General features: G+C 66.1%; 22 protein-coding genes. 13 read left to right on the top strand and 9 right to left on the bottom strand.

Going from position 1 to position 22,942, the window contains the following annotated elements; genetic code table 11:
* Nucleotides 1–66: 66 nt before the first annotated feature.
* On the top strand, nt 67–2,202 hold the full coding sequence (locus tag RDCOP1_RS12615; RefSeq protein ID WP_072701019.1) for a transglycosylase domain-containing protein: 2,136 nt from the start codon (nt 67–69) through the stop codon (nt 2,200–2,202).
* Here RDCOP1_RS12615 and RDCOP1_RS12610 read toward each other — a convergent pair.
* Nucleotides 2,177–2,791 (bottom strand): TetR/AcrR family transcriptional regulator, encoded by a 615-nt coding sequence (locus RDCOP1_RS12610; RefSeq protein ID WP_072701017.1) that lies wholly within the window; start codon nt 2,789–2,791, stop codon nt 2,177–2,179. The genes RDCOP1_RS12615 and RDCOP1_RS12610 overlap by 26 nt on opposite strands.
* 51 nt (nt 2,792–2,842) lie before the next feature.
* On the opposite strand from RDCOP1_RS12610, the gene RDCOP1_RS12605 reads away from it, so the two are divergent.
* Genes RDCOP1_RS12605 through RDCOP1_RS12595 form a run of 3 tightly spaced genes read left to right on the top strand, consistent with a single transcriptional unit; the run spans nt 2,843 to nt 5,921 of the window.
* Nucleotides 2,843–4,096, top strand: coding sequence for an acyl-CoA dehydrogenase family protein (locus tag RDCOP1_RS12605; RefSeq protein ID WP_072701015.1), 1,254 nt, complete (start codon nt 2,843–2,845; stop codon nt 4,094–4,096).
* Entirely contained in the window at nt 4,093–5,163 is a 1,071-nt protein-coding gene (locus RDCOP1_RS12600) for a phosphotransferase family protein (protein ID WP_072701013.1), read from the top strand. Before RDCOP1_RS12605 ends, RDCOP1_RS12600 begins: the two co-directional genes overlap by 4 nt.
* Nucleotides 5,163–5,921 carry an SDR family oxidoreductase gene (locus RDCOP1_RS12595; protein ID WP_072701011.1) on the top strand — a complete coding sequence of 253 codons (759 nt, stop codon included), beginning with the start codon at nt 5,163–5,165 and terminating at the stop codon, nt 5,919–5,921. The genes RDCOP1_RS12600 and RDCOP1_RS12595 overlap by 1 nt, the downstream gene beginning before the upstream one ends.
* An 87-nt stretch (nt 5,922–6,008) precedes the next feature.
* Here the strand turns inward: RDCOP1_RS12595 and RDCOP1_RS12590 are convergent, their stop codons facing one another.
* Both RDCOP1_RS12590 and RDCOP1_RS12585 read right to left on the bottom strand, forming a co-directional pair.
* Nucleotides 6,009–7,109 (bottom strand): inositol-3-phosphate synthase, encoded by a 1,101-nt coding sequence (locus tag RDCOP1_RS12590; protein ID WP_072701009.1) that lies wholly within the window; start codon nt 7,107–7,109, stop codon nt 6,009–6,011.
* The gene (locus RDCOP1_RS12585; protein WP_072701007.1) at nt 7,102–7,659 is read right to left on the bottom strand and encodes a PadR family transcriptional regulator; all 558 of its coding nucleotides are present in this window, start codon (nt 7,657–7,659) and stop codon (nt 7,102–7,104) included. Before RDCOP1_RS12585 ends, RDCOP1_RS12590 begins: the two co-directional genes overlap by 8 nt.
* 242 nt (nt 7,660–7,901) lie before the next feature.
* Here RDCOP1_RS12585 and RDCOP1_RS12580 point away from each other — a divergent pair, with 242 nt between their 5' ends.
* The 4 genes from RDCOP1_RS12580 to RDCOP1_RS12565 all read left to right on the top strand — a co-directional run bounded on the left by RDCOP1_RS12580 (nt 7,902) and on the right by RDCOP1_RS12565 (nt 13,486).
* Nucleotides 7,902–8,324 carry a DUF5318 domain-containing protein gene (locus tag RDCOP1_RS12580; protein WP_072701005.1) on the top strand — a complete coding sequence of 141 codons (423 nt, stop codon included), beginning with the start codon at nt 7,902–7,904 and terminating at the stop codon, nt 8,322–8,324.
* An 837-nt stretch (nt 8,325–9,161) separates the two neighbouring features.
* On the top strand, nt 9,162–11,375 hold the full coding sequence (locus tag RDCOP1_RS12575) for a transglycosylase domain-containing protein (protein WP_231923065.1): 2,214 nt from the start codon (nt 9,162–9,164) through the stop codon (nt 11,373–11,375).
* Nucleotides 11,376–11,384: 9 nt separating this feature from the next.
* On the top strand, nt 11,385–12,977 hold the full coding sequence (locus tag RDCOP1_RS12570; RefSeq protein ID WP_231922865.1) for a glycosyltransferase family 87 protein: 1,593 nt from the start codon (nt 11,385–11,387) through the stop codon (nt 12,975–12,977).
* A gap of 26 nt (nt 12,978–13,003) precedes the next feature.
* Nucleotides 13,004–13,486 (top strand): RNA polymerase subunit sigma-24, encoded by a 483-nt coding sequence (locus tag RDCOP1_RS12565; RefSeq protein WP_072701001.1) that lies wholly within the window; start codon nt 13,004–13,006, stop codon nt 13,484–13,486.
* A gap of 24 nt (nt 13,487–13,510) precedes the next feature.
* Here the strand turns inward: RDCOP1_RS12565 and RDCOP1_RS12560 are convergent, their stop codons facing one another.
* From RDCOP1_RS12560 to RDCOP1_RS12545, 4 genes are read right to left on the bottom strand one after another with little or no spacing between them, the layout of a single operon-like run.
* Nucleotides 13,511–13,936 carry a DUF2752 domain-containing protein gene (locus RDCOP1_RS12560; RefSeq protein ID WP_072700999.1) on the bottom strand — a complete coding sequence of 142 codons (426 nt, stop codon included), beginning with the start codon at nt 13,934–13,936 and terminating at the stop codon, nt 13,511–13,513.
* A complete protein-coding gene (locus tag RDCOP1_RS12555) occupies nt 13,933–14,322 on the bottom strand; it encodes a dihydrofolate reductase family protein (protein ID WP_072700997.1) in 390 nt (129 codons plus the stop codon). The genes RDCOP1_RS12560 and RDCOP1_RS12555 overlap by 4 nt, the downstream gene beginning before the upstream one ends.
* A gap of 31 nt (nt 14,323–14,353) precedes the next feature.
* Nucleotides 14,354–14,941 (bottom strand): GNAT family N-acetyltransferase, encoded by a 588-nt coding sequence (locus RDCOP1_RS12550; protein ID WP_072700995.1) that lies wholly within the window; start codon nt 14,939–14,941, stop codon nt 14,354–14,356.
* On the bottom strand, nt 14,938–16,278 hold the full coding sequence (locus RDCOP1_RS12545; protein WP_072700993.1) for a glycosyltransferase 87 family protein: 1,341 nt from the start codon (nt 16,276–16,278) through the stop codon (nt 14,938–14,940). Before RDCOP1_RS12545 ends, RDCOP1_RS12550 begins: the two co-directional genes overlap by 4 nt.
* A 154-nt stretch (nt 16,279–16,432) precedes the next feature.
* Between RDCOP1_RS12545 and rpsF the strand changes: the two genes are divergently transcribed.
* From rpsF to dnaB, 5 genes are all read left to right on the top strand, one after another.
* Nucleotides 16,433–16,720 (top strand): 30S ribosomal protein S6, encoded by a 288-nt coding sequence (gene rpsF, locus RDCOP1_RS12540; RefSeq protein WP_072700991.1) that lies wholly within the window; start codon nt 16,433–16,435, stop codon nt 16,718–16,720.
* 64 nt (nt 16,721–16,784) lie between these two features.
* The gene (locus RDCOP1_RS12535) at nt 16,785–17,303 is read left to right on the top strand and encodes a single-stranded DNA-binding protein (RefSeq protein WP_072700989.1); all 519 of its coding nucleotides are present in this window, start codon (nt 16,785–16,787) and stop codon (nt 17,301–17,303) included.
* A gap of 42 nt (nt 17,304–17,345) precedes the next feature.
* A complete protein-coding gene (gene rpsR, locus RDCOP1_RS12530) occupies nt 17,346–17,588 on the top strand; it encodes a 30S ribosomal protein S18 (protein ID WP_072700987.1) in 243 nt (80 codons plus the stop codon).
* Nucleotides 17,589–17,605: 17 nt separating this feature from the next.
* Nucleotides 17,606–18,061 (top strand): 50S ribosomal protein L9, encoded by a 456-nt coding sequence (gene rplI / locus RDCOP1_RS12525; protein WP_072700985.1) that lies wholly within the window; start codon nt 17,606–17,608, stop codon nt 18,059–18,061.
* A 519-nt stretch (nt 18,062–18,580) separates the two neighbouring features.
* Nucleotides 18,581–20,779, top strand: a complete 2,199-nt coding sequence (gene dnaB / locus RDCOP1_RS12520; protein ID WP_174555807.1) for a replicative DNA helicase — start codon at nt 18,581–18,583, stop codon at nt 20,777–20,779.
* A gap of 297 nt (nt 20,780–21,076) precedes the next feature.
* On the opposite strand, the gene RDCOP1_RS12515 is transcribed toward dnaB, so the two are convergent.
* Both RDCOP1_RS12515 and RDCOP1_RS12510 read right to left on the bottom strand, forming a co-directional pair.
* Nucleotides 21,077–22,084, bottom strand: coding sequence for a VOC family protein (locus tag RDCOP1_RS12515; RefSeq protein WP_072700981.1), 1,008 nt, complete (start codon nt 22,082–22,084; stop codon nt 21,077–21,079).
* Nucleotides 22,081–22,941 (bottom strand): alpha/beta fold hydrolase, encoded by an 861-nt coding sequence (locus RDCOP1_RS12510; protein WP_072700979.1) that lies wholly within the window; start codon nt 22,939–22,941, stop codon nt 22,081–22,083. The genes RDCOP1_RS12515 and RDCOP1_RS12510 overlap by 4 nt, the downstream gene beginning before the upstream one ends.
* Nucleotide 22,942: the final 1 nt, after the last annotated feature.

Raw genomic sequence — 22,942 nt, 5'->3', positions numbered from 1 at the left:
CACTTTCCGTATCATGCGTTCGGCGGTGCGATTTGCCCGTCCCGGACTCCGGAGAAAGCGGTACGTGTGACTTCCTCGAAACGCCCGACAGCCGGCAGACACGGTGCTGCTGCCGCGTCCGCGAAGGCCCGCCGGTGGCGGGTAGCGCGATATGTGGTGCTCGCCGTCGTCGCGCTTCTCGTGATCGTGCCCGCAGGCTTCTTCATGTCGTCGTATTCGTCGGTGGAGGTACCGCGTCCGGCCGACCTCAAGACCAATCAGATCGCGCGGATCTACGCGTCCGACGACACGACCGAGATCACGCGGGTCGTGCCGCCCGAGGGAAACCGCGTCGAGATCACCATCGACGACGTGCCGGAGCATGTCCGCAACGCGGTGTTGTCGGCGGAAGACCGCGATTTCTACACCAACCCGGGTTTCTCGATCACCGGTTTCGCCCGCGCTGCTCGCGACAACGTCATGGGCAAGGAGAGCGCGGGCGGTGGTTCCACCATCACGCAGCAGTACGTCAAGAACGTTCTCGTCGGTGCCGACCGGACCCTCGACCGGAAGATGCGCGAACTCGTCATCTCCACGAAGATGGCGCGCGAATGGTCGAAGGACGAGATCCTCGTGGCCTACCTCAATACGATCTATTTCGGGCGCGGCGCGTACGGAATCGCAGCGGCGTCGCAGGCGTACTTCGGTAAGTCCGTCGGCGAGTTGTCGGTGGCCGAAGGCGCTGTGCTCGCGGGCGTGATCCGGACGCCGTCGACGCTCGATCCCGAATACAACCGCCTCGCTGTCGAGCAGCGCTGGAACTACGTGCTCGACGGCATGGTGGGCATGGGAGTGCTCGACGAATCCGAGCGCGCGACACAGGTTTTCCCCGACACCGTGCCGTCGAACACGCTCGCTCTCGCCAGCCAGGCGACGGGTCCGGAGGGCCTGATCCGTACTCAGGTGCTGCGCGAACTGTCGCAGGCCGGAATCAGCGAACAGGTGCTCAACACCGAGGGACTGCGTATCACCACGACCATCGATCCCGTCGCCCAGCAGGCCGCGGTGGATTCTGCGCGCGGCACGCTCGAGGGTGAGAACCCCGAGTTGCGTACCGCGGTGGTCTCGATCGACCCGCGCTCGGGCGCCGTGCGGGCGTACTACGGCGGCGAAGACGGTGCCGGTTTCGATTACGCGCAGGCTCCGCTGCAGACCGGTTCGTCGTTCAAGGTGTTCGGCCTGCTCGCCGCTCTCGACGAGGGAATCGGGCTGAATGCGAAGTACGACAGTTCTCCCCTGAAGATCGGCAACCTCGAGATCGGCAACGTCGAGGGCGAATCGTGCGGGCGCTGCACCATTGCGGAGGCACTCAAGCGGTCGCTCAACACGAGCTTCTACCGGCAGATGTTGTCTCTGCAGGACGGTCCCCAGAAGATCGCCGACATCGCGCATCGGGCGGGTATTCCGAAAACTATTCCAGGAGTGGAAGGTACGACGCTCGGAACCACCGACGGGCCACCGGAGGGTGGCATCGTGCTGGGCCAGTACGAGTCGCGGGTCATCGACATGGCATCGGCTTACGCGACGCTCGCGGCGTCGGGAACGTTCCGCGCGCCGTACTTCGTGCAGAAGGTCGTCACGGGCGACGGTGTGGTGCTTCTGGACCGGCCCGCGTCCCCCGCCGAGCAGCGCATCGATCCTGCCGTCGCCGACAACGCTACGCAGGCGATGCTGCCCATCCCGGCGCATTCGCGCGGGCACGGTCTCGCGGGCGGCCGGCCGGCTGCGGCGAAGACCGGCACCACCCAGCTCGGCGAGACCGGACTCAACAAGGACGCATGGATGGTCGGTTACACGCCCTCCCTGTCGACCGCGGTCTGGATCGGAACTCCCGACGCGGGCCCCATCACGAACCGCTCGGGAGGATCGATCTACGGATCGAGCCTGCCGGCGGACATCTGGAAGGGCACGATGGACCGGGCCCTCGCGGGCACCGAGATCGAGAGCTTCCCGTGGCCGGCTCCGATCGACGGTCAGGCCGGTGTGCCCGCCGACCCGGGCATCGAACCGCCGAAGGAAACGCCCCCGCCCGGACGCCGGCTTCCCGACTTCTCGAACCTTCCGCCCATCATAATCCCGGCACCGCCGGTTCAGTTGCCGGTGCAGGTTCCGCCGCAGATCGAGGTCTTCCCCGGGGTCACGATCCAGATTCCGGGTCTGTGAAACCGTCGGCCGGTGTGAGGACCGGCGGCAGGAGCGTGCTCGCGTAGTCGACGACGTCGTCCACGGAGAGATTCGGTTCGCGTAACCGGTCGATCGCGAGCGACTCGACCATCGACCACCATCCGCGCAGCCGAATCCGGGTGAGCGGGGTGTCCGGGCAACCGAGTGCCGCGATCACGCGGTCGACCAGCGTGTTCTTCATCGAGCCGTGGATCTCCCGGATCTGCGGGTCGGAGCCGTAGCCGCCGTGGAAGCAGGCTTGATAGTTGTCGCCGTGGCGGTCGACGAACGAGACGAAGGCGCGCAGAACGGCCCGGAGAGGGTCGGGATCGCCGGGTGCGGGGACCGCCGCACGCAGCAGGCGGCGCGCGGCCGATCCGACGACCGCGACGTAGTAGTCCTGCTTGGTCGGGAAGTAGCGGAACAGCAGGCTGCGGGAGATCCCGGCGAGTTCGGCGACTCGGTCGATCGAGAGCGCGTGGATGGGACGCGCGGCAAGTTCCTGCAGACCGATGGCGACGAGTTGCCGGCGTCGCTCCTCGGGTGGCAGCCGGCGTCGTCTGCCGTCCTCTTGTCGCGGGGTGCTCATCCGGTTAGCCTAACTGAGCATTGCTCATTTACCGCCCTACGGAAGGCGCACATGGATTTCGGACAGTCCGACCGCAGCCGCGACTATCTCGAGCGGCTCCGTACTTTCATCGCCGACGAGGTTGCTCCTGTGGAAGCCCGCCTCCATGCCGCCCGCGGTGTCGCGCAGGCCCAGCGTCAGGACACCTCCGGTGCAGACACCTGGGCAGTGACCGACGAATTCCGCGAGCTCCAGCGCGCCGCACGCGCCCAGGGTCTGTGGAATCTCTTTCTCCCCGATCCGGAACTCGGGGCCGGTCTGTCGAACGTCGAATATGCCTCCCTCGCAGAAGAAATGGGACGCTCGCCGTTCTACTCGGCAGTGTTCAACTGCTCCGCTCCGGACACCGGCAACATGGAGGTGCTCTACCACTACGGCAGCGAAGCCCAGAAGGAGCAGTGGCTCCGTCCCCTGCTCGACGGTGAGATCAGGTCTGCGTTCTGCATGACCGAACCGGGCGTCGCCTCGTCCGATGCCACGAACATGGCCGCGACCGCCGTGGTGGACGGCGACCAGGTGGTGCTCAACGGACGCAAGTGGTGGAGCACCGGCATCGGGCACCCGGACTGCAAAGTCCTGATCTTCATGGGCCTGACCGATCCCGAAGCCCACAAGTATCAGCGACATTCGATGGTTCTCGTACCCGTCGACACCCCCGGCGTAACGATCGAACGCATGTTGCCGACCATGGGTTTCTACGACGAACCCGCGGGCCACGGCGAGGTGTCCTTCACCGACGTGCGACTGCCGCTCGACGCGATCATCGCAGGACCCGGCCGCGGATTCGAGATCGCCCAGGGCAGGCTCGGTCCCGGCCGTATCCACCACTGCATGCGACTGGTCGGTCTCGCCGAACATGCTCTCGAACTCGCGTGCCGGCGCGGACTCGAACGCACCGCGTTCGGCAAGCCCGTCATCGACCTCGGTGGTAACCGTGAGCGTGTCGCCGACGCGCGCATCGCGATCAACCAGTTGCGTCTGCTCGTCCTTCACGCGGCGTGGTTGCTCGACACGCAAGGTCTTGCCGGCGCCCGGTCGGCGGTATCGGAGATCAAGATCGCTGCGCCGCGGGTGACGCAGCAGATCGTCGATTTCGCGATCCAGATCCACGGCGGCGGAGGGCTGTCCGACGATTTTCCGCTCGCCGGCGCATGGACGGCGGCGCGGTCGCTGCGCCTCGCGGACGGGCCGGACGAGGTTCATCAGAGTCTGGTCGCGCGGGGCGAGCTCGGAAAGTACAAGCAGGGTGGGGTGCGGCAGAAGTGACCGCTCTTCCCGACAACGCACGCGAAGTCCGTGAAGAGGATGGGTTCGACGTCGCGGCGGTCGCATCGTGGCTCTCCGAGCATGCGGGCATCGGCGGCGTACCCGAGGTACATCAGTTCGCCGGTGGGGCTTCCAATCTCACGTATCTGCTGAGGTATCCCGACCGTGATCTCGTACTGCGGCGACCGCCGGTGGGGGCGAAACCGTCCTCGGGTCACGACATGGTCCGCGAGTACCGCATCCAGTCGTTGCTGGCGCCGGTCTATCCGTACGTGCCGACGATGATCGGACTGTGCACCGACCACAGCGTCCTCGGCAGCGATTTCTACGTGATGGAGCGGGTACGCGGAACAATTCTGCGCACGAATCCGCCGGCGGACCTCGCACTCACCCCCGAAGAGACCCGTCGGCTGTGCCTGCGGGTCGTCGACCTGCTCGTCGAGTTGCACAGCGTCGACCCTGCGGCTACGGGATTGGACGAATTCAGCCGCGGCACCGGATATGTCGCCCGGCAGGTCGCGGGATGGTCGTCCCGGTACGAGAAGGCCCGCACCGACAACGTTCCCGACTTCGATCGGGTGCGGGTGTGGCTCGAGGAAGCGCAGCCCGCCGACGTGGCGCAAACCGTCATCCACGGCGACTTCCGTCTCGACAACGTCGTCCTCGACGAGAACGACCCGTGTGCACCGCTGGCGGTGCTCGACTGGGAACTCGCGACCGTCGGCGACCCCCTGATGGATCTCGGTTCCTCGCTTGCCTATTGGGTGCAGGCCGACGACGATCCGTTGCTGCTCGCGACCAAGCGACAGCCCTCGGACCTTCCGGGAATGCTGACGCGGCAAGAGATCGTGGACTACTACTCCGAGAAAACCGGCCTGCCGGTGAACAATTGGGGTTTCTACGAGGTCTTCGGACTGTTCCGGCTCGCCGTCATCGCGCAGCAGATCTATTTCCGCTACTACCACGGACAGACCACGAACCCGGCGTTCAAGGACTTCTGGGTGATAGTGGGCTACCTCGATACGCGCTGCAACGCGCTGATCGACCGAATCGAAAGCGAAGTGTGATGGCTCGACCGGAACGACAGAACATCCTGATCACGGGCGCGAGTTCCGGTCTCGGCGCCGGGATGGCGCGTGAGTTCGCAGCGCGGGGACGCAATCTCGCGCTGGCGGCACGACGTGTCGAGCGGCTCGAGGAGTTGCGGTCGGAGTTGCTCACCGAACACCCGCACATCACCGTCACGCTGCGCGCTCTCGACGTCGACCGGCACGAGGACGTCTTCACCGTCTTCCGCGAGTTCGACGAGGAACTCGGGGGAATCGACCGGGTCGTCGTCAACGCGGGGCTCGGTAAGGGACAACCGTTGGGCACGGGCTACTTCCGGGCGAACGTGCAGACAGCGAACACCAACTTCCTCGGCGCCCTGGCACAGAGCGAGGCGGCACTCGAACTCATGAGGCCGCGTAATGCGGGCCACGTCGTGCTGATCTCGTCGATGAGCGCTCTGCGCGGGATGCCGAGAAACATGACCACATACGCGGCCTCGAAGGCGGCGGTGGCGTCGCTCGGCGAGGGGATGCGGGCGGACCTGGCGGACACCGGAATCGGCGTGAGCACGATCTACCCCGGCTTCATCCGGTCGGAGATCAACGAGAAGGTCAAGAATGTGCCGTTCATCGTCGACACCGAAACGGGATGTCGCGCACTGGCGGCGGCGATCGAGAGAGAGCCTGCCCGCGCCTACGTGCCTGCGTGGCCGTGGTTCCCGCTGGGCCTCGCGATGAGGGTGCTGCCGTTGTCGGTCGTCCGCCGGATGGCCTGACCGCTCTTCCGGAAACAAAAAACGGATGTCACATTCGGGCAGTACGAGCACTGCCCGAATGTGACATCCGGTGGAACGAGGCGCGAATCAGGCGTCGGCGCCGATGATGAAGGCCTCGAGCTCGGTACGGGCCTTGTCGTCCGCCATCTGGACCGGCGGGGACTTCATCAAATACGCGGAAGCCGGCAGGATCGGTCCGCCGATGCCGCGGTCCTTGGCGATCTTCGCCGCACGGATGGCGTCGATGATGATGCCGGCGGAGTTCGGCGAGTCCCAGACCTCGAGCTTGTACTCGAGGTTGAGCGGGGCGTCACCGAAGGCGCGGCCCTCGAGGCGCACGTACGCCCACTTGCGGTCGTCGAGCCACTGCACGTAGTCGGACGGGCCGATGTGCACGTCGCGGTCGTGAACCTTGCCGGCGAGCGGGCCGGTGAGGTTGGACGTGACGGCCTGGGTCTTGGAGACCTTCTTGGACTCGAGACGCTCACGCTCGAGCATGTTCTTGAAGTCCATGTTGCCGCCGACATTGAGCTGGTAGGTGCGGTCGAGCACGACACCGCGGTCCTCGAACAGCTTCGCCATCACGCGGTGGGTGATCGTGGCACCGACCTGCGACTTGATGTCGTCGCCGACGATGGGGACACCCGCGTCGGTGAACTTCTTCGCCCACTCGGGGTCGGATGCGATGAACACGGGCAGTGCGTTGACGAACGCCACACCGGCGTCGATGCAGCACTGTGCGTAGAACTTGTCGGCCTGCTCGGAGCCGACGGGCAGGTACGACACGAGAACGTCGACCTCGGCGTCCTTGAGTGCCTGCACGACGTCGACAGGCTCGGCCTCGGAGACCTCGATGGTCTCGGAGTAGTACTTGCCGATGCCGTCGAGGGTGTGGCCGCGCTGCACGGTCACGCCGGTCGGCGGTACGTCGGCGATCTTCATGGTGTTGTTCTCGCTCGCGAGGATCGCCTCGGACAGGTCGAAGCCGACCTTCTTGGCGTCCACATCGAATGCGGCAACGAACTTGACGTCGCGCACGTGGTACGAGCCGAACTCCACGTGCATCAGGCCGGGGACGGAAGCGGTGGCGTCCGCGTCCTTGTAGTACTCGACGCCCTGGACCAGGGACGAGGCACAGTTCCCCACGCCCACAATGGCCACGCGCACCGAGGTGCTGTTCTCACCCATGGTCGGGTTCTCCTTCTTTGTTGCGTGCTGCTGTCGACTGCTCGGCGGCGATCAGTTCGTTGAGCCAACGCACTTCGCGTTCGCTCGACTCGAGGCCGAGCTGATGGAGCTGACGGGTGTAGCGGTCCAAGGTGCCGCCGGCCCGTCCGATCGCGTCGCGGAGCGCTTCACGGCGCTCCTCGACCTGGCGGCGCCTGCCCTCGAGAATCCGCATCCGCGCCTCGGCGGGGGTGCGGCTGAAGAAAGCGAGGTGCACACCGAATCCGTCATCGGTGTAGTTCTGGGGTCCCGTGTCGGCGACCAGTTCGGTGAAGCGTTCCCGCCCCACCGGTGTGAGCCGATACACGCGCCGGGCACGTCGTTTGACGGTGCCGGGTACTCCCGAATCTTCTTCGATGAGCCCGTCCGCCTGCATGCGCCGCAGGGTGGGATAGAGCGACCCGTAGGAGAAGGCACGGAACGGCCCGAGGAGCCCGGTGAGACGTTTACGCAGCTCGTACCCGTGCATGGGCGACTCGAGAAGAAGGCCGAGGATAGCGAGTTCAAGCACGAGTCACCTCCTTGTCCGAGCGAACCAACCGATTGATACGACACAAAACTATATCGCGCCGATATAAACGACGATACGCCTAGGGCGGAATTGTGGGAGCAGGCCGTACACCCGGAACGGGCTCCCGTACGTGGTCTGTGTATCGCCGGGCCCTCCGGCGTGACCCAGATCGCCGTGCGTCCCATGGTTGCTGTTACCACTCCGCACCCACCTGTCGGCTCGGCGCACGTACTCTGGGGTCCGTGCGAATTCAGCGGCAGGTGGTGGACTACGCGTTGCAGCGTCGGTCGCTGCTCGCCGAGGTCTATTCGGGGAGGCGAGGGGTGGCAGAAGTCTGCGACGCCGGCCCCTACCTGCTGCGGGCAGCGAAGTTCCACGGCTTGGGCAGCGACGTCACCTGCCCGATCTGCCGGAAGGAGCAGGTGACCCTCGTCTCGTGGGTCTTCGGAGAGAAGCTCGGCCCGGTGTCCGGGTCGGCCCGCACGCCCGAAGAGCTGACCCGTCTGGCTGCCAGCCAGGAGGAATTCTCGGTCCATGTGGTCGAGGTATGTCGCACGTGTAGTTGGAATCACCTGGTGCAGTCGTACGTGCTGGGGTCGCAGCCGGCCCCGAAGCGCCCACGTCGCCGGTCGACGGGGCAGGACCGTCGCACCGCAAGCGAGTGAACGGGCCCCGGACGACGTGAGCGAACGCTGCCCGATGAAGTTCCTTCCCGCATACCGCCAGCACGATCGAATCGTCGTGTGCCCGTCTCCGGACGGGCATTCGGAGATGCGGCGCCATCCGTCGCGCAAACAGTTGGAGATGAGTACGTGAGTTCCCCCGACAACGAACCCGAGGGCAACAGGTCGAACCCGCCTCACCGGGACAACCCGGGAGGTCCGCCGCCGCAGCAGCGACCGGCGCCGCAAGGGGGACCCGCCCAGGGACGACCGTTGCCGCCTCAGCCGCGCCCCCAGGGCCGGCCCGGCCAGCCTCAGCCGCCGCAGCCCGGCGGCCGTCCGCCGTACCCTCCCCAGCCGTACCCACAGCAGGGCCGGCCGCCCCAGGGGCAGCCGTATCCCCCGCGTCGCGGTCCTGTGCCTCCCAACCCGAACGCTCAGAACCCGAACGCCCAGCCGCCTCGCGGACCGGGCGCCGGTCCGGTGCCGCCGGGAGCGAACCCTCCGCAGCGCACGCAGCAGTTCCAGCCGGGTGCCCCCGGCGGCATGTCCCCGGCCAGGGGTCCCCAGCGGCCGCCGCAGGATGCGGCTCGTGGTCCCCAGGGCGGTCCGTCCGATCCCGGTGCGGCGACCCGCCGCGTGGCGACCCCCGCCGGCCCGCCGTCGCGCTCTGCGCAGGACTCGCGTCCGACGACCGCCGTCGCGGGTGGTCCTCCCGGGACGCCGCCTCCCACCGGCCGTAAGGGCGGTGGCGGTCGTGGTGGCAGCGGAGGCGGTGGCCGTAAGAACACGCGCTGGCGCACCATCCGTCGTATCGGTTACGGCGTGGTCGCGGCAGGCATGCTCGTACCGTTGCTCGCCTTCATGCTTGCGTACGTGGCGCAAGATGTGCCGCGCCCGGGTGAGCTCGTCACCAATCAGGCTGCGACGATCTACAACTCCGACGGAACCGGCGTCATCACCAAGGTGATCCCGCCCGAAGGCAACCGCAAAGAGGTCGCACTCGATCAGATCCCACTGCACGTACGGAACGCCGTGCTCGCAGCGGAGGACCGCGACTTCTACTCCAACCCCGGGTTCTCCGCGACCGGTTTCATCCGTGCCGCGCGCGACAACATCCTCGGACGTGAGAGCGCAGGCGGTGGTTCGACCATCACGCAGCAGTACGTCAAGACCGCGCTGGTCGGCAACGAGCGCAGCCTGACCCGCAAGATGAAGGAACTCGTCCTCTCGGTCAAGATGGCGAACCAGTGGTCCAAGGACGACATCCTCGCCGCATACCTCAACACCATCTACTTCGGTCGCGGTGCGTACGGCATCTCGGCCGCGTCGAATGCGTACTTCGGCAAGCCGGTCAACGAACTGACCATCGAGGAAGGCGCGGTTCTCGCGTCCTCCATCCAGTTGCCGTCGCTGCTCGATCCCGAACAGAATCCCGAGGGCGCGAAGTCCCGCTGGACCTACGTGCTCAACGGCATGGTGGACGCCGGCACCCTCAACTCCGCCGACCGCGAAGGTATGGAGTACCCGGCATACGTTCCGCTGGCAGAACTCGACAACGGCGATCAGTCCTCGGGCCCCGAGGGCTTGATCAAGGGCCAGGTGCTGCGCGAGCTGGCAGCCGAGGGGATCGACGAGACCCTGCTCAACACCGCCGGTCTCGAGATCACCACGACCATCGATGCAAAGGCGCAGTCCTCCACGCTCGACGCAGTGAGGAACACCCTCGAAGGCGAACCGGAGGAACTTCGCACCGCCGTCGTCTCGGTCGACCCCCGGTCCGGAGCCGTGCGCGCCTATTACGGTGGTGAGAACGGAATCGGGTATGACTTCGCGAATGCGGGCCTGCAGACGGGTTCGTCGTTCAAGGTATTCGGTCTCGCCGCGAACCTCGATCAGGGTGTGCCGCTGTCCAAGACTTACGACAGCGGTCCGCTGACCGTCAACGGCATCAAGATCGGCAACGTCGAAGGCCAGTCGTGTGGCGAGTGCACCATCGCCGAGGCGCTCAAGCGATCGCTGAACACGAGCTTCTACCGGATGATGCTCGAGATGGACGACGGCCCGCAGGCCATCGCCGATATGGCGCACAAGCTGGGCATCCCCAAGGAAGTTCCCGGCATCGGTGAGACGCTCACCGAGCCGAACGGCGCCGGCCCCAACTACGGCATCGTGCTGGGCCAGTACCAGTCCCGTGTGCTCGACATGGCATCTGCCTACGCGACGCTGGCGGCATCCGGCCGGTACCACGAGCCGTACTTCGTGCAGAAGGTCGTCACGTCCGAGGGTGAGGTCCTGCTGGACCGGGGCAGCCCTGTCGGCGAGCAGGTGGTCGACGAGGTCGTCGCCGACAACACCACCGCCGCGATGATGCCGATCGCCGCCTACTCCAACGGGCACGCGCTCGCGGGAAGCCGTCCGTCCGCATCGAAGACCGGTACGGCGCAGCTCGGTGACACCGGCTCGAACAAGGACGCGTGGATGGTCGGTTACACCCCGTCGCTCTCGACCGCGGTGTGGATGGGAACCGAGGAAGGCCTCCCGCTCGAGAACAGCTGGGGCGGGATGATCTACGGCTCCGGGCTTCCGTCCGACATCTGGAAGGAGACGATGGACGGTGCGCTCGAGGGCACCGAGGTCGAATCCTTCCCCAAGCCCGGAGCGATCTCGGGTGTCGCGGGTGTGCCCTCGTGGACGGTGTCGGAAACGGCGAAGCCCACCAAGACGGCGCCCGAGACCACCCGCACCATTCCGACCATTCCGGAGATCCCGGAGATCACCACCCAGAACGTGGAGATCTTCCCGGGTGTCACGATTCCGGTACCGGGAGTCGCGCCGCAGACCACCCGGCCGACGGTGCCGTCGCGTCCGGACTCCGGAGTGGAAGAGGAACAGGAAGAATCCGGCGGCGGGGTCAGCGGCAACGACGAGGAGAACTCGCCGTCGCAGCAGACCACGCAGAACCGTGTACCGGGGCAGAACGAGCAGCAGACGATCCCCGGCGCGCAGGGGCAGATTCAGCAACTACGGCCTGAACTCGCGCCGGCACGGTAAACAGGTCGCGTGATCGACGAAGGGGAGCACACAAACCGGGAACCGGTGTCTCCGGGACCCCTCGCCGAGGATCGCCGATCGGTGGATTGGCGCGACACCCCGGGTCGTACCGACCCGATGGTGTCGCGCCTGACCACGTTGATCGGCGGTCCCGTCGGTAGGCACGCCATGATCGGCCGGGCCCGCTTCTTCACTCCCGTGCGCGCGATGCTTCTGCTCGCGGTGGTGTTTCTCGCCTTCGGCTGGTTCACGAAGGCGGCGTGCATCCAGCAGGCGCCGATGGGGCCCGCGGGCGAACTCGGCCTCGACTGGAGCGACAATCGCCAGTACGTGGCGATGTGCTACTCGGACATCGTGCCGTTGTACGGGGCGGAGCGTCTCAGTGAAGGCGCATTCCCCTACAAGACGTCGTGGGAGGAACCGGGCCCCGACGGGCAGATGCAGACCCGGTACATGGAGTATCCGGTCGTCGCGGGTCTGTACCAGTACGCGTCCATGCGGATCGCGAAGGCATGGGACGCGACACCCTGGCTCCCCGGCGGCCTTCAGGTGGCGCTCTATTTAAATGTCGTGGCCTGGGGACTCGCGCTGGCGTGGCTCGCGACCGTGTGGGCCACGGCCATGTCGGCGGGCCGGCGTGTCTGGGATGCTGCGCTCGTCGCGGCCTCTCCGCTCGTGATCGTCCACGCCTTCACCAATTTCGATGCGCTGACCACTGCGTTCGCCGCCGGTGGATTGCTTGCGTGGGCGCGACGCCGGCCCGTCCTCGCGGGTGTGCTGCTCGGCCTCGGAGCCGCCACGAAGCTGTATCCGCTGCTGTTGCTCGGACCGCTGTTCGTCCTGTGCCTGCGCACCGGGAAACTCCCTGCGTTCTACCGGACGGCGGGCGCGACGGCGGTGACATGGCTGCTGGTGAATCTGCCGATCATGCTGTTGTACCCGAAGGGCTGGGCGGAGTTCTTCCGCTTGAACTCCGAGCGAGGCGCCGATCCCGACTCGATCTACAACGTGCTGCACTCGTTCGTCGGGTGGCCGGACTGGGCACCGTCCACTCTCAACACCGTGTCACTCGTGCTGTTCGCCGCAGCGTGTGCCGGCATCGGGTGGGTGGCGCTCACGGCTCCGCGCCGTCCGCGGCTGGCCCAATTGGCTTTCCTGGTCGTCGCGGCGTTTCTGCTCACCAACAAGGTGTGGAGTCCGCAGTACTCCTTGTGGCTCGTCCCTCTCGCGGTGCTTGCCATTCCCCACCGCAGAGCACTGCTCGCCTGGATGACTGTCGATGCCCTGGTGTGGGTACCACGCATGTACTACTACCTCGGTCCCGCCCACAAGGGGCTACCCGAGCAGTGGTTCACCGTGACCGTCCTTCTTCGTGACGTCGCGGTGGTGGCACTGTGTGCCGCGGTGCTGTGGCAGATTCGGCGGCCGACCGCCGACCCGGTCCGATACGGGTTCATCGACGACCCGGTGGGCGGCGTCCTCGATCAGGCGCCGGACACGCCGCCGTCCTGGCTTCCGGACCGGCTGCGCCCCGCTCATCAGCGGGTGAGACAACCGAAATCATCCGAATGGATTACGGCTTCTGGCGCCCCGGGGTCCTAGGCTGGAAGAGGAAGTGAGGGGGTTGTGTGACGACGGACGGACGAGCATCGGGTCTGGGTGTCGGAGGTACGTCCTCGGGCTTCATGGCGTGCGACCTGGCGCGCTCGGTCGCAGCCGGTGACGCCGCTGCGCTCCCGCTGCTGCTTCGTGACCTGCACCCTGCGGTATCGGCCTACAGCCGGGCGCGGGCGCGCAACGTCGGGCACCCGTTCTCGGAGGCGGATCGTCTCGCCCTCGACGCGTGCCGTTCCATCCTCGCCGCGCTGGCCTCCCCGTCCGGTGCCGACCTGCCGTTCCTGCGTCTTGCGTACTCCCTGGCGGCCGAGACTGCCGACACCCGCTTCGCGGTCCGGCGCGACGCGCCCCTCACGCGCCTCCAGCAGGACATTCTGATCCTCCGCACGATCGTCGGCCTCGATCCCGAACAGACGGCGGTAGCCATGGCTCTCAGCCCCCGCCGTGTCCGCGTCGAGCAGCACGCTGCACTGTCGTCGCTACGCGCGGCATGACGTTTCTCCCGTGCTTCGGACAGGTCAGATACGCAGGGCGGTGAACGGCGCGACCGGAATGTTGCGCACGACGAACCACAGCGCGATCGTCACCAGCGCGATCCGCGGAGCCCACCGGGAGCGGCCCCATTGCGGTCCCGTGGTGCCTCGCACGCGGCCGACCGTCCATGCTGCAAACGCCACCACCGCGATCGCCACCGCCACCACGCCCAAGGCGTTGTAGTGCAGCGCGGCCTGGATATCCAGGTGCACAAGCGAATACAGCATGCGAGAGAGTCCGCACCCCGGACAGTAGATGCCGAAGATCGTGTAGGTCGGGCACGGTGGGATCACGCCGCCCGGAGTGGTCGGGTCGGCCCACACGACTGCCGCGCACACGCCCGCCGTGCCCGCCGCGACGAGTGCCGGGGTTCTCAGGCGCGTGAGCGCGGGGCGCAGGGTGTCGCTCATCCCGATTTCCCCGATTGTTGCTCGGACCGAGCGACCCGGTGCCCCTTCGGACGGTACGTCCGCCCGAAGCTCCGCGGACTGTCCTCGTAGATGTCGATCAGGTCCCAGTCGAGTCGCCGCCCGCCCGGCGCGACGAAGACCTGCAACTCGTCGATCAGGTCGTGCTCGAGCGCCTGCCGGGCGATGTCGGCACTGATGATCTGCACATCCCTGTCGCCCGCGTCGTACTCCGCCCTGCCCGAGATGATCACCGCGACGTCTCCGGCCATGCGTTCCGTCGTGCCCTCGGCAAGTGGCTCTGACGCCGACAACCAGCTCATGTCGTGACCGGGTCCGGCGATGAAGCCGTCGATCGAGCATGTGAATCCCCAGGCCACCTTGCCCATCTCTACTCCTTGCCGGTCGAAGGTGACGACGTCATCGGTTCAGCCGTGCTTCCAGCCGCACCCGCGCGGCGGGCCACTCGTCGTCCGTCATCGAGAACAGGGCAGTCGTCCGCCAGCTGCCGTCGCGTCGCCGCCGGTGTTTGCGCAGCATTCCTTCGTGGTGGGCGCCGAGGCGGGCGAGGGCGTCGCGGGAACGAGTGTTGAACTCGTCGGTGTGCCACTCCACGCGTACCGCACGGAGGTCTCCGAAGGCGCGGCGCAGCAACAGCAGTTTCGCTTCGGTGTTGACGTGGGTGCGCTGGACCGTTGTCGACAGCCAGGTGTGCCCGATCGTGAGTTTCCGGTGTTCCGGTTCGAGCAGGTAGTACGAGGTGGAGCCCACGACGGCGCCGGTGTCCTTGTCGATCACCGCGTAGGGCTGCCGGTCCGGATCGTCGACGGCGCTGCGCACGAACGATTCCGCTTCGGTGGGGTCACGGATCACCGCGTTCGACCAGCGGAAGATGTTCTCGGGATCGTCGGCGGCGGCCAGCAGCCCGGGCGCATGTGCGGCGGTCAGGGGATCGAGCCGCACGCGCGCACCGTCGAGAGGCGGGTGTTCGGACCAGATGTCGCTCATCGAACGCTTTCCGTGCCGAGGGCTTCCCGACCGTGCTCCGCGGGTGGGATGCCGGGCGGCGGCCGCCGCGGTGCGCGCAGGAAGACGAAGAACAGCACGACCAACAGTATCGCGCGACCCCACACGCCGATGGTGGTGAGAACGAGCGGTAGTTCGATGTCGATCGCACCCCCGGTCGCGTAGAACCAGCGGAAGACACCGATGCCTATCGCGAGGTCGACGACGAGATATGCCGCGACGAGCCGCCACGGAACCCGCAGCAGGACCAGCAGCGGCAACAACCACAGCGTGTACTGAGGCGAGTGGACCTTGTGGAAGAGCATGAAGCCGCACAGCATCGCCGCTCCGACCGAGAGCCACGGGTAGACGCCGTCGCGGAGATACCGCCGCCGGCCGAGCCACAGGGCGAGAACGAACGATGCGGCGATGAGCAGCGGCGACACCCAGGCGACCACCGTGTTGAACTCAGGTGTCACAGCGGTGCCCTCGTAGCCGCCCAGCAGTGGACGCAGACCCCAGAACCAGATCGTGTTGCTCGTCCCGTCGGCCGCGCGGTTCTGCTGGAACGTGAACGACGCGCGCCACCCCTCGTAGCCGACGACAGCGAAGGGAAGGTTTATCGCGATCGTCGTCGCCACTGCGGTCGCGGCCACCGCAAGCGCGCCGCGAACGTCACGCACCGTGCGGGGCGCACGACCGCCGGTGAACACGTAGATCATCAACGGCAGCACGAAGATGCCGGGATAGATCTTCAGACAGAACCCTATTGCGAGGAGCGCCGCCGCGAGGACGCCGCGCGTGCGCAGCGACCAGCGTTCGACGCCGACCACCGCGATAGCCAGGACCGTGACCGCGACGACCGGAAGTTCCCAGTTGAGGAACGCGTAGAGCACCAGCGGCGGTGTCGCCGACCATGCGAGGGCGGCCCATCCCGCGAGGCGCGCGAGTAGCCACGCGGTGAGGAGACCGAACGGCGCGAGAAGCAGGGCGGACTGCAGCAGGAAGTCCGCGTCGGTATGGACGCCGATGGCGCCCAGCCACATCAGCAGACCGCTGAGCACGGGATATTCGACGGCGCCTCCGACGAGATTCCCGGCCGCGTCGATGCTGCCGTCGACGAAGGGGAACTGGTGGAGATTGATGCCACGTCCGAGCCACAACTGCTGGATGTCGGAATAGCAGACGTGCGCGTCCTTGATGTCCTCGAAGCGGATCGTGCGACCGAGTTCGTCGAACGGTGGACCTGCACAGCGGGCCTTGTTGAGGTATCCGAGCCAGAGCGCCACCGCGCACGTCAGCACCGCGACGAGCGAGATCGTCCTGGGGCTCGTGCGCATGGAATCACCCTAGGTCAAATCTTCTGTTCGGGGCGGTGGTCGATTTCCCTGGTCAGGGCTGGCTCATGTACCCTTCTTGGGTTGCTGACGCAACGACCCTCCTGTCACGGATCGTCCGTGACCGTTCACAGTCCATAGGAGGTGATGAGGTCTTATGCGTCATTACGAATTGATGATCATCCTGGACCCCAGCCTGGATGAGCGCACTGTTGCTCCCTCGCTGGATACGTTCCTCAATGTTGTTCGCCAAGAAGGCGGCAAGGTCGACAAGGTCGACGTGTGGGGTAAGCGTCGTCTCGCATTCGAGATCGCGAAGCAGAGCGAAGGCATCTACGCGGTCATCGACATCAGCGCGACGCCCGCCACGGTTGCAGAGCTGGATCGCCAGCTCGGTCTGAACGAGTCGGTGCTTCGCACCAAGGTTCTGCGCCACGGCAAGTGAGCCTGTCGGCGCCTGGCCGTAGGCTCTGGCGCATCAGGTCTCCACACACAGCAGGAGGAACCACATGGCAGGCGACACCGTCATCACCGTGGTCGGCAATCTGACCGCCGATCCCGAGCTGCGTTTCACCCCGGCGGGAGCTGCGGTCGCGAACTTCACCGTCGCGTCCACTCCCCGTATCTTCGACCGTCAGTCCAACGAATGGAAAGACGGCGACGCTCTGTTCATGCGCTGCAACATCTGGCGCGAGGCAGCGGAGAACGTGGCTGAAAGCTTGACCCGGGGCTCGCGCGTAATCGTGCAGGGCCGGCTCAAGCAGCGCAGCTACGAAACGCGTGAAGGCGAAAAGCGCACTGTCGTGGAGCTCGAGGTCGACGAGATCGGCCCCTCGCTCCGTTATGCAACCGCCAAGGTCAACAAGGCCGGTCGCGGTGGCGGCGGAGGCGGCTTCGGTGGTTCTTCCGGCGGATCAGGCGGTTCACGCCCTAGTTCCAACGCGAACGTCGGCGGCGACGACCCGTGGGGCAATGCTCCGCAGGCCGGTTCGTTCGGCGGTTCCGGGGACGACGAGCCCCCGTTCTGATCCGACCTTCGATCGGAACATCCAGAAGTACGGAGAAAGACCATGCCTAAGTCGCCCGCGCGCGAGAAGGTTTTGAAGAAGAAGGTCTGCACTTTCTGCAAGGAAAAGAACACGCAGATCGATTACAAGGACACAACGCTGCTGCGTAAGTACGTCAGCGATCGCGGCAAGATCCGCGCTCGCCGCGTCACCGGCAACTGCGTGCAGCACCAGCGCGACATCGCTGTTGCTGTCAAGAACTCCCGTGAGGTCGCTCTGCTGCCTTACGTCTCGACGGCTCGCTAGGAAAGGGAGGGAACACGATGAAGCTCATCCTCACCGCCGATGTGGACAACCTCGGTGCGCCTGGCGACACCGTTGAGGTCAAGGACGGCTACGGTCGCAACTACCTGCTGCCCCGCGGCCTGGCGATCGTTGCCACCCGTGGCGCCGAGAAGCAGGTCGAGGGCATCCGCCGTGCGCAGGAAGCCCGCGCAGTGCGTGGCCTCGAGCACGCCCGCGAGCTCAAGGCCGCCATCGAGGGCCTCGAGAGCGTCTCGCTGAGCGTCAAGACCGCCGGCGACTCGGGCAAGCTGTTCGGCTCGGTTACCGCTGCCGACGTTGCCGGCGCGCTCAAGGCTGCCGGTGGCCCGGTTGTCGACAAGCGTGTCGTCGAGCTGCCCAAGGCTCACATCAAGGCGACCGGCAAGCACCAGGTCGTCGTGAAGCTGCACCCGGACGTCGTCGCGAAGTTCACGCTGGACGTCGTGAGCGCCTGATTTCCGGTTCGAGGAGCCCCGCGCGATCGTTGCGCGGGGCTCCTCGGCGTCTGTGCACAACCTGTGGATTACGGCTGTGGGTAAATCCAGCCTTGTGATCGGGGTCATATCGTTTCGGGAACGAACTGATGAACACGCCCGGGCGTGCTTGTTACCGCGACACGCCGAAAAAGTGTTCTTCCACAGGTGTGAACAGTGATTTTCCCCGGATAACCTGCACCGTTATGGAATGTGAGATGCATCCTCCCCAGGTTATCCACATCAGGTGCACAACCCTGTCCACCTGATTCCACAATTTATCCCCAACTGTGTGCACAACCCGATTTGGTCGCGTCAGGAATCGTCCCTAACGTCGAGCGCGCAACTCTCCCCTCGGGGGGGGGCGTCGCGCGTCCCTACGCGGTGTCGGTGGGGACAGGTAGAACGTGGATTGATTCCGGTGGCGCTCACCGGGAGTCGGTACGGGAAACGGCCGGCGAACCACCGGGCGACGGTATTGGAACGGAAGGCGGCATCACGTTGGCTGTTGTGGACGATCGTGGCCATTCCGACTATCCGGGGCCTTCCGACGAAGAGCCCGGCGGCGATTTCGGTCGCCAGCCTCCCCAGGACATGGTCGCCGAACAGTCCGTCATCGGCGGCATGCTGCTGAGCAAGGACGCAATCGCCGACGTTCTCGAGGTTCTGCGCCCCGGAGATTTCTACCGTCCCGCGCACCAGGCCATCTACGACTCGATCCTCGACCTCTACAGCCGCGGCGAGCCCGCCGACCCGGTCACCGTGTCGGCAGAACTCGATCGCCGCGGCGAGCTCAAGCGCATCGGCGGGCCCGCATATCTCGTCACCCTCACTCAGACGGTGCCCACCGCCGCGAACGCCGGTTTCTACGCGGAGATCGTCGCGGAGAAGGCCATCCTGAGGCGGCTCGTCGAGGCGGGCACCCGCATCGTCCAGTACGGCTACGCAGGCTCCGACGGTCAGGACGTCGCCGAAGTCGTCGACCGTGCGCAGGCCGAGATCTTCGACGTCTCCGAACGACGCACCACCGAAGACTTCGTGGCTCTCGAAGAACTGCTGCAGCCCACGATGGACGAAATCGATTCCATCGCCAGCCGCGGCGGTATCTCGCTCGGCGTGCCCACCGGTTTCGCCGAACTCGACGAACTCACCAACGGTCTGCACCCGGGCCAGATGATCATCGTCGCCGCCCGCCCCGGTGTCGGCAAGGCGCTGGCGCTCGACACCCCGCTCCCCACGCCCAGTGGATGGACCACCATGGGCGAAGTGCGCGTCGGCGACGAACTGCTCGCCCCCGACGGCACTCCTACCCGTGTCGTCGCGGCCACCGAGGTCATGCACGACCGTCCCTGCTTCGACGTCGTATTTTCGGACGGCACGGTCCTCGTCGCCGACGAACAGCACCAGTGGCGCACCTCGGACGGCGTGGTGCGCACCACCGGCGAACTCGCCACGACCGTCGACGCCGGGCACACCGTCCCCCACACCGAGCCCCTCTCGCTCCCCCCGGCCGAGTTGCCTGTCGCGCCGTTCACGCTCGGTGCGTGGCTCGGCGGACCGCCGTCCGACGCAGAAGTGAACATGCGTGTCGAGGGCGAGGGCGGGTTCACCGAAGAACTGATGTCGCTCGGTGCCCACATCCCCATCGAGTACCGACGCGGGTCGATCGAGCAGCGCCGCGACCTTCTTGCCGGACTTCTCGACGCCGGAGGCCGCGTCGACGACGACGGCACCATCCGATTCCCGACCGAGCGTCTCGCCGACGACCTCGCCGAACTCGTGACGAGCCTCGGGTACGCATGCACGGTCGACGACGGTGTGGTCTCGTTCTGCGCCGACGACGATGTATTCGTGCTGCCGAGCAAGGCAGTGCGCCACAAGGAATGCCGGCAGACCGTCGTACGCGAGCGGAGCATCGTCGCCGTGCGCCCGGTCCCGTCGGTGCCCGTGCGCTGCGTTGAGGTCGAGGGCGATCACATGTACCTCGCGGGCCGGGCGATGATCCCCACCCACAACTCGACTCTCGGCATGGACTTCATGCGGTCGTGCTCGATCAAGCACGGCATGGCATCTGTGATCTTCTCCCTCGAGATGGGAAAGACGGAGATCGTCATGCGCCTGCTCTCCGCAGAGGCGAAGATCAAGCTCGGCGACATGCGCTCGGGTCGCATGACCGACGACGACTGGACTCGCCTCGCGCGGCGCATGAGCGAGATCAGTGAAGCACCGCTCTACATCGACGATTCACCGAACCTGACGATGATGGAGATCCGCGCAAAAGCGCGGCGGCTCAAGCAGAAACACGACATCCGCCTCATCGTCGTCGACTACCTGCAGCTGATGACATCCGGAAAGAAGGTCGAGTCGCGACAGCAGGAAGTCTCCGAATTCTCGCGTAGCCTCAAGCTTCTCGCGAAGGAACTCGAAGTTCCCGTCATCGCGATCTGTCAGCTCAACCGTGGTCCCGAACAGCGCACCGACAAGAAGCCGATGGTCTCCGACCTCCGCGAGTCGGGATCGCTCGAGCAGGACGCCGACATGGTCATCCTGCTGCACCGCCCCGACGCATTCGAGCGCGACGACCCGCGCGGCGGCGAAGCGGACCTGATCGTCGGTAAGCACCGTAACGGTCCGACGGCGACGATCACCGTGGCCCACCAGCTGCACCTGTCGCGGTTCGTGGATATGGCGCGAGGCTGATCTTCTTCTGTACGTTCCGGATCTAGTTGGCCATTTCCGGAACTACATGTCCCACACTTGTCATAAATCCCACCTGTATGTCCTAAACGGCCCCCGATTGATAACGGGCTGTGAGTTGAGTCCCGGATGATCGTGTAACGCGGTCCTCGTCCTCGTCGGCGGATTCGCCCGCGAGACACGGCCACCGCGTGAATGTCGATCTGGTCGACCTCACCATGGTGCATGAAGGGCAGTTGGTCGAAACCGAGCCGAGGATCTGACCCTTTTGTCGGCCGGCGCCGTTCGTGCGTCAGGTGCTCACCTGGGGATGCCCTCCAGAGGGCTCAGCGCCGGGACGGTCATCTCCTGCTGCATCTTCGAGCGGACCATGGTGCGGAACATGTTCATCTTGTGCAGCACGGTCTCGCCGACCGGGGTGTGGCCCCAGATCGAGATGCCCTGGTAGGTGGACGGCTCCCAGGTGGCCTCGACCTCCGGGGTGATCAGGACCGGGTTCCAGCCCACCTCCAGCTCGAACCCCGATGGGGTGACGCAGTAGAAGGAGAGTTCCCGGTCATTGGTGTGCTGGCCCACCGCCCACATCATCTTGAAGCCCTCGGCGGTAACCCGTTCGAAGGCGCCGACCATGTCGTCGAGTTCGGCAACCTGGATGTTGACGTGCTGGACGTCGGAGGGGATGGGGTTGACGGCCAGACCCTTGACGTTGGCGAGGGCGATCGAGTGGTGGCGCTCGTTCACTCGCAGGAACCGGATCCGCAGGGAGATCGGCCCTACTCGTTCCTCGATGAAGTCGGTGAGACGGGCGTCGAACACCTCGGAGTAGTAGCCGTGCATCTGCATGGCGTCCTTGGATGCGATGGCCACGTGTCCCATGCCGCTGGCACCGGTCACGAACGCCGAGTTGAGCATCGTCAGGGGCTTGCTGGTGGTCCGTGGCGTCGTGAAGATCTCGGTGGCAATGCCTTTGGGGCCGGCGAAGCGCCACAGTCGCTCCACGCCGCGCAACGCGCACTCCTCGGGAGTGCCCTCGGTGATCGGGATGCCGGCCTTGACCACTCGGCCCAGGATCACGTCGAAGGTTTCGTGGTCGTCGACCTGCCAGCCGAGGGCGGTCACGTCTTCCCGGTCGCCCTTCTGGATCAGGAACCGGCATTCACGGTCGTCCAGTCGGAAGCGGGTCACGTCGGGGCTCAGCACGTCGATGTGCATGCCGATGGCGTCGCGGCCGAATCGCTGCCACTCGCTCATCCTGCGTGACTCGACCACCAGGTAGCCCAGGTGGACGGAACCGAAGACGTCTGTCATGCCTGCCCCCCGGTCGCAGAGGCGCCCTCGGACAGGAAGAGTTCGGCCAGCGCCCGGAACCGGGAGGCCTGCTCGATCTGGACCCAGTGGCCGGCGTGCGGCAGTACGTGCAGCTGGGCGTTGGGCAGGTGCTTGGCGTAGTAATACGAGGCGTCGACGCTGATGATCGAGTCCTCGCGGCCGTGCACGACGAGGACCTCGTGGTCGACCTCGCCGAGTTGCTCGGCGGTGAAGAACAGCGGGGTGGGCTCGGGGGTGAATGTCCGCTCGTGCGAGCGGCGGATGTCGGACCGGGCGGCGAACTCGGCCCGCTCCTTGGCCACCTCGCGCAGGGTGTCTCCGAAAGACGACGTGTCGTGCATGAAGTGCTGGAGTAGGTTCTCCATGGCGTCGGGTGACTCGTTGGTGTAGTAGAGCACCATCTTGATGAGGTTCTCGCTCGGCGGCAGCGGTGCCCCGGCGCTGCCCATCAGGATGACTCGGTCGAACCGCTCGGGCTTGCGCTGGAGCATCAGCATCGCGAGCATCCCGCCCAGCGAGTTGCCGACCACGTGCGTCTTGTGGACGTCCAGGGCGTCCAGCAGAGCGAAGAGGGAATCGACCCGAGTCACAGAGGAGGCGCCGACACCGGCGGGCAGGTCCTCGGGGTGCTCGGAGTCGGCGAAACCGAGGACGTCCGGGGCGATGTGATGGTAGTCGGGCATGGTCTCGACGAGCTCGGCCCAGTTCGAACGGGCGCTGACACCCGGTCCGGAGCCGTGCAGCCACAGGATCGCGGGCGCCTCGGTGTCGCCGGCTTCCAGGACGTTGAGTCGCCAGGCCTCAGCCTGGACGTCGCGGGTGGTGATCGTGTTCATG

This window comes from Rhodococcus coprophilus NBRC 100603, from assembly GCF_001895045.1.
Classification (GTDB): domain Bacteria; phylum Actinomycetota; class Actinomycetes; order Mycobacteriales; family Mycobacteriaceae; genus Rhodococcus; species Rhodococcus coprophilus.
Note: the sequence above shows the minus strand (reverse complement) of the source record. Positions and strands in the feature narration are given on the sequence as shown.

What these genes read in the sequence shown, in the direction of transcription:
- RDCOP1_RS12560 (WP_072700999.1), bottom strand. Translation starts at nt 13,936, where the DNA reads ATGAGCGACACCCTGCGCCCCGCGCTCACGCGCCTGAGAACCCCGGCA.
- rpsF (WP_072700991.1), top strand. Translation starts at nt 16,433, where the DNA reads ATGCGTCATTACGAATTGATGATCATCCTGGACCCCAGCCTGGATGAG.
- RDCOP1_RS12605 (WP_072701015.1), top strand. Translation starts at nt 2,843, where the DNA reads ATGGATTTCGGACAGTCCGACCGCAGCCGCGACTATCTCGAGCGGCTC.
- RDCOP1_RS12535 (WP_072700989.1), top strand. Translation starts at nt 16,785, where the DNA reads ATGGCAGGCGACACCGTCATCACCGTGGTCGGCAATCTGACCGCCGAT.
- RDCOP1_RS12610 (WP_072701017.1), bottom strand. Translation starts at nt 2,791, where the DNA reads ATGAGCACCCCGCGACAAGAGGACGGCAGACGACGCCGGCTGCCACCC.
- rplI (WP_072700985.1), top strand. Translation starts at nt 17,606, where the DNA reads ATGAAGCTCATCCTCACCGCCGATGTGGACAACCTCGGTGCGCCTGGC.
- RDCOP1_RS12555 (WP_072700997.1), bottom strand. Translation starts at nt 14,322, where the DNA reads ATGGGCAAGGTGGCCTGGGGATTCACATGCTCGATCGACGGCTTCATC.
- RDCOP1_RS12515 (WP_072700981.1), bottom strand. Translation starts at nt 22,084, where the DNA reads ATGACAGACGTCTTCGGTTCCGTCCACCTGGGCTACCTGGTGGTCGAG.
- RDCOP1_RS12595 (WP_072701011.1), top strand. Translation starts at nt 5,163, where the DNA reads ATGGCTCGACCGGAACGACAGAACATCCTGATCACGGGCGCGAGTTCC.
- RDCOP1_RS12590 (WP_072701009.1), bottom strand. Translation starts at nt 7,109, where the DNA reads ATGGGTGAGAACAGCACCTCGGTGCGCGTGGCCATTGTGGGCGTGGGG.
- RDCOP1_RS12510 (WP_072700979.1), bottom strand. Translation starts at nt 22,941, where the DNA reads ATGAACACGATCACCACCCGCGACGTCCAGGCTGAGGCCTGGCGACTC.
- RDCOP1_RS12545 (WP_072700993.1), bottom strand. Translation starts at nt 16,278, where the DNA reads ATGCGCACGAGCCCCAGGACGATCTCGCTCGTCGCGGTGCTGACGTGC.
- RDCOP1_RS12550 (WP_072700995.1), bottom strand. Translation starts at nt 14,941, where the DNA reads ATGAGCGACATCTGGTCCGAACACCCGCCTCTCGACGGTGCGCGCGTG.
- rpsR (WP_072700987.1), top strand. Translation starts at nt 17,346, where the DNA reads ATGCCTAAGTCGCCCGCGCGCGAGAAGGTTTTGAAGAAGAAGGTCTGC.
- RDCOP1_RS12575 (WP_231923065.1), top strand. Translation starts at nt 9,162, where the DNA reads ATGCTCGTACCGTTGCTCGCCTTCATGCTTGCGTACGTGGCGCAAGAT.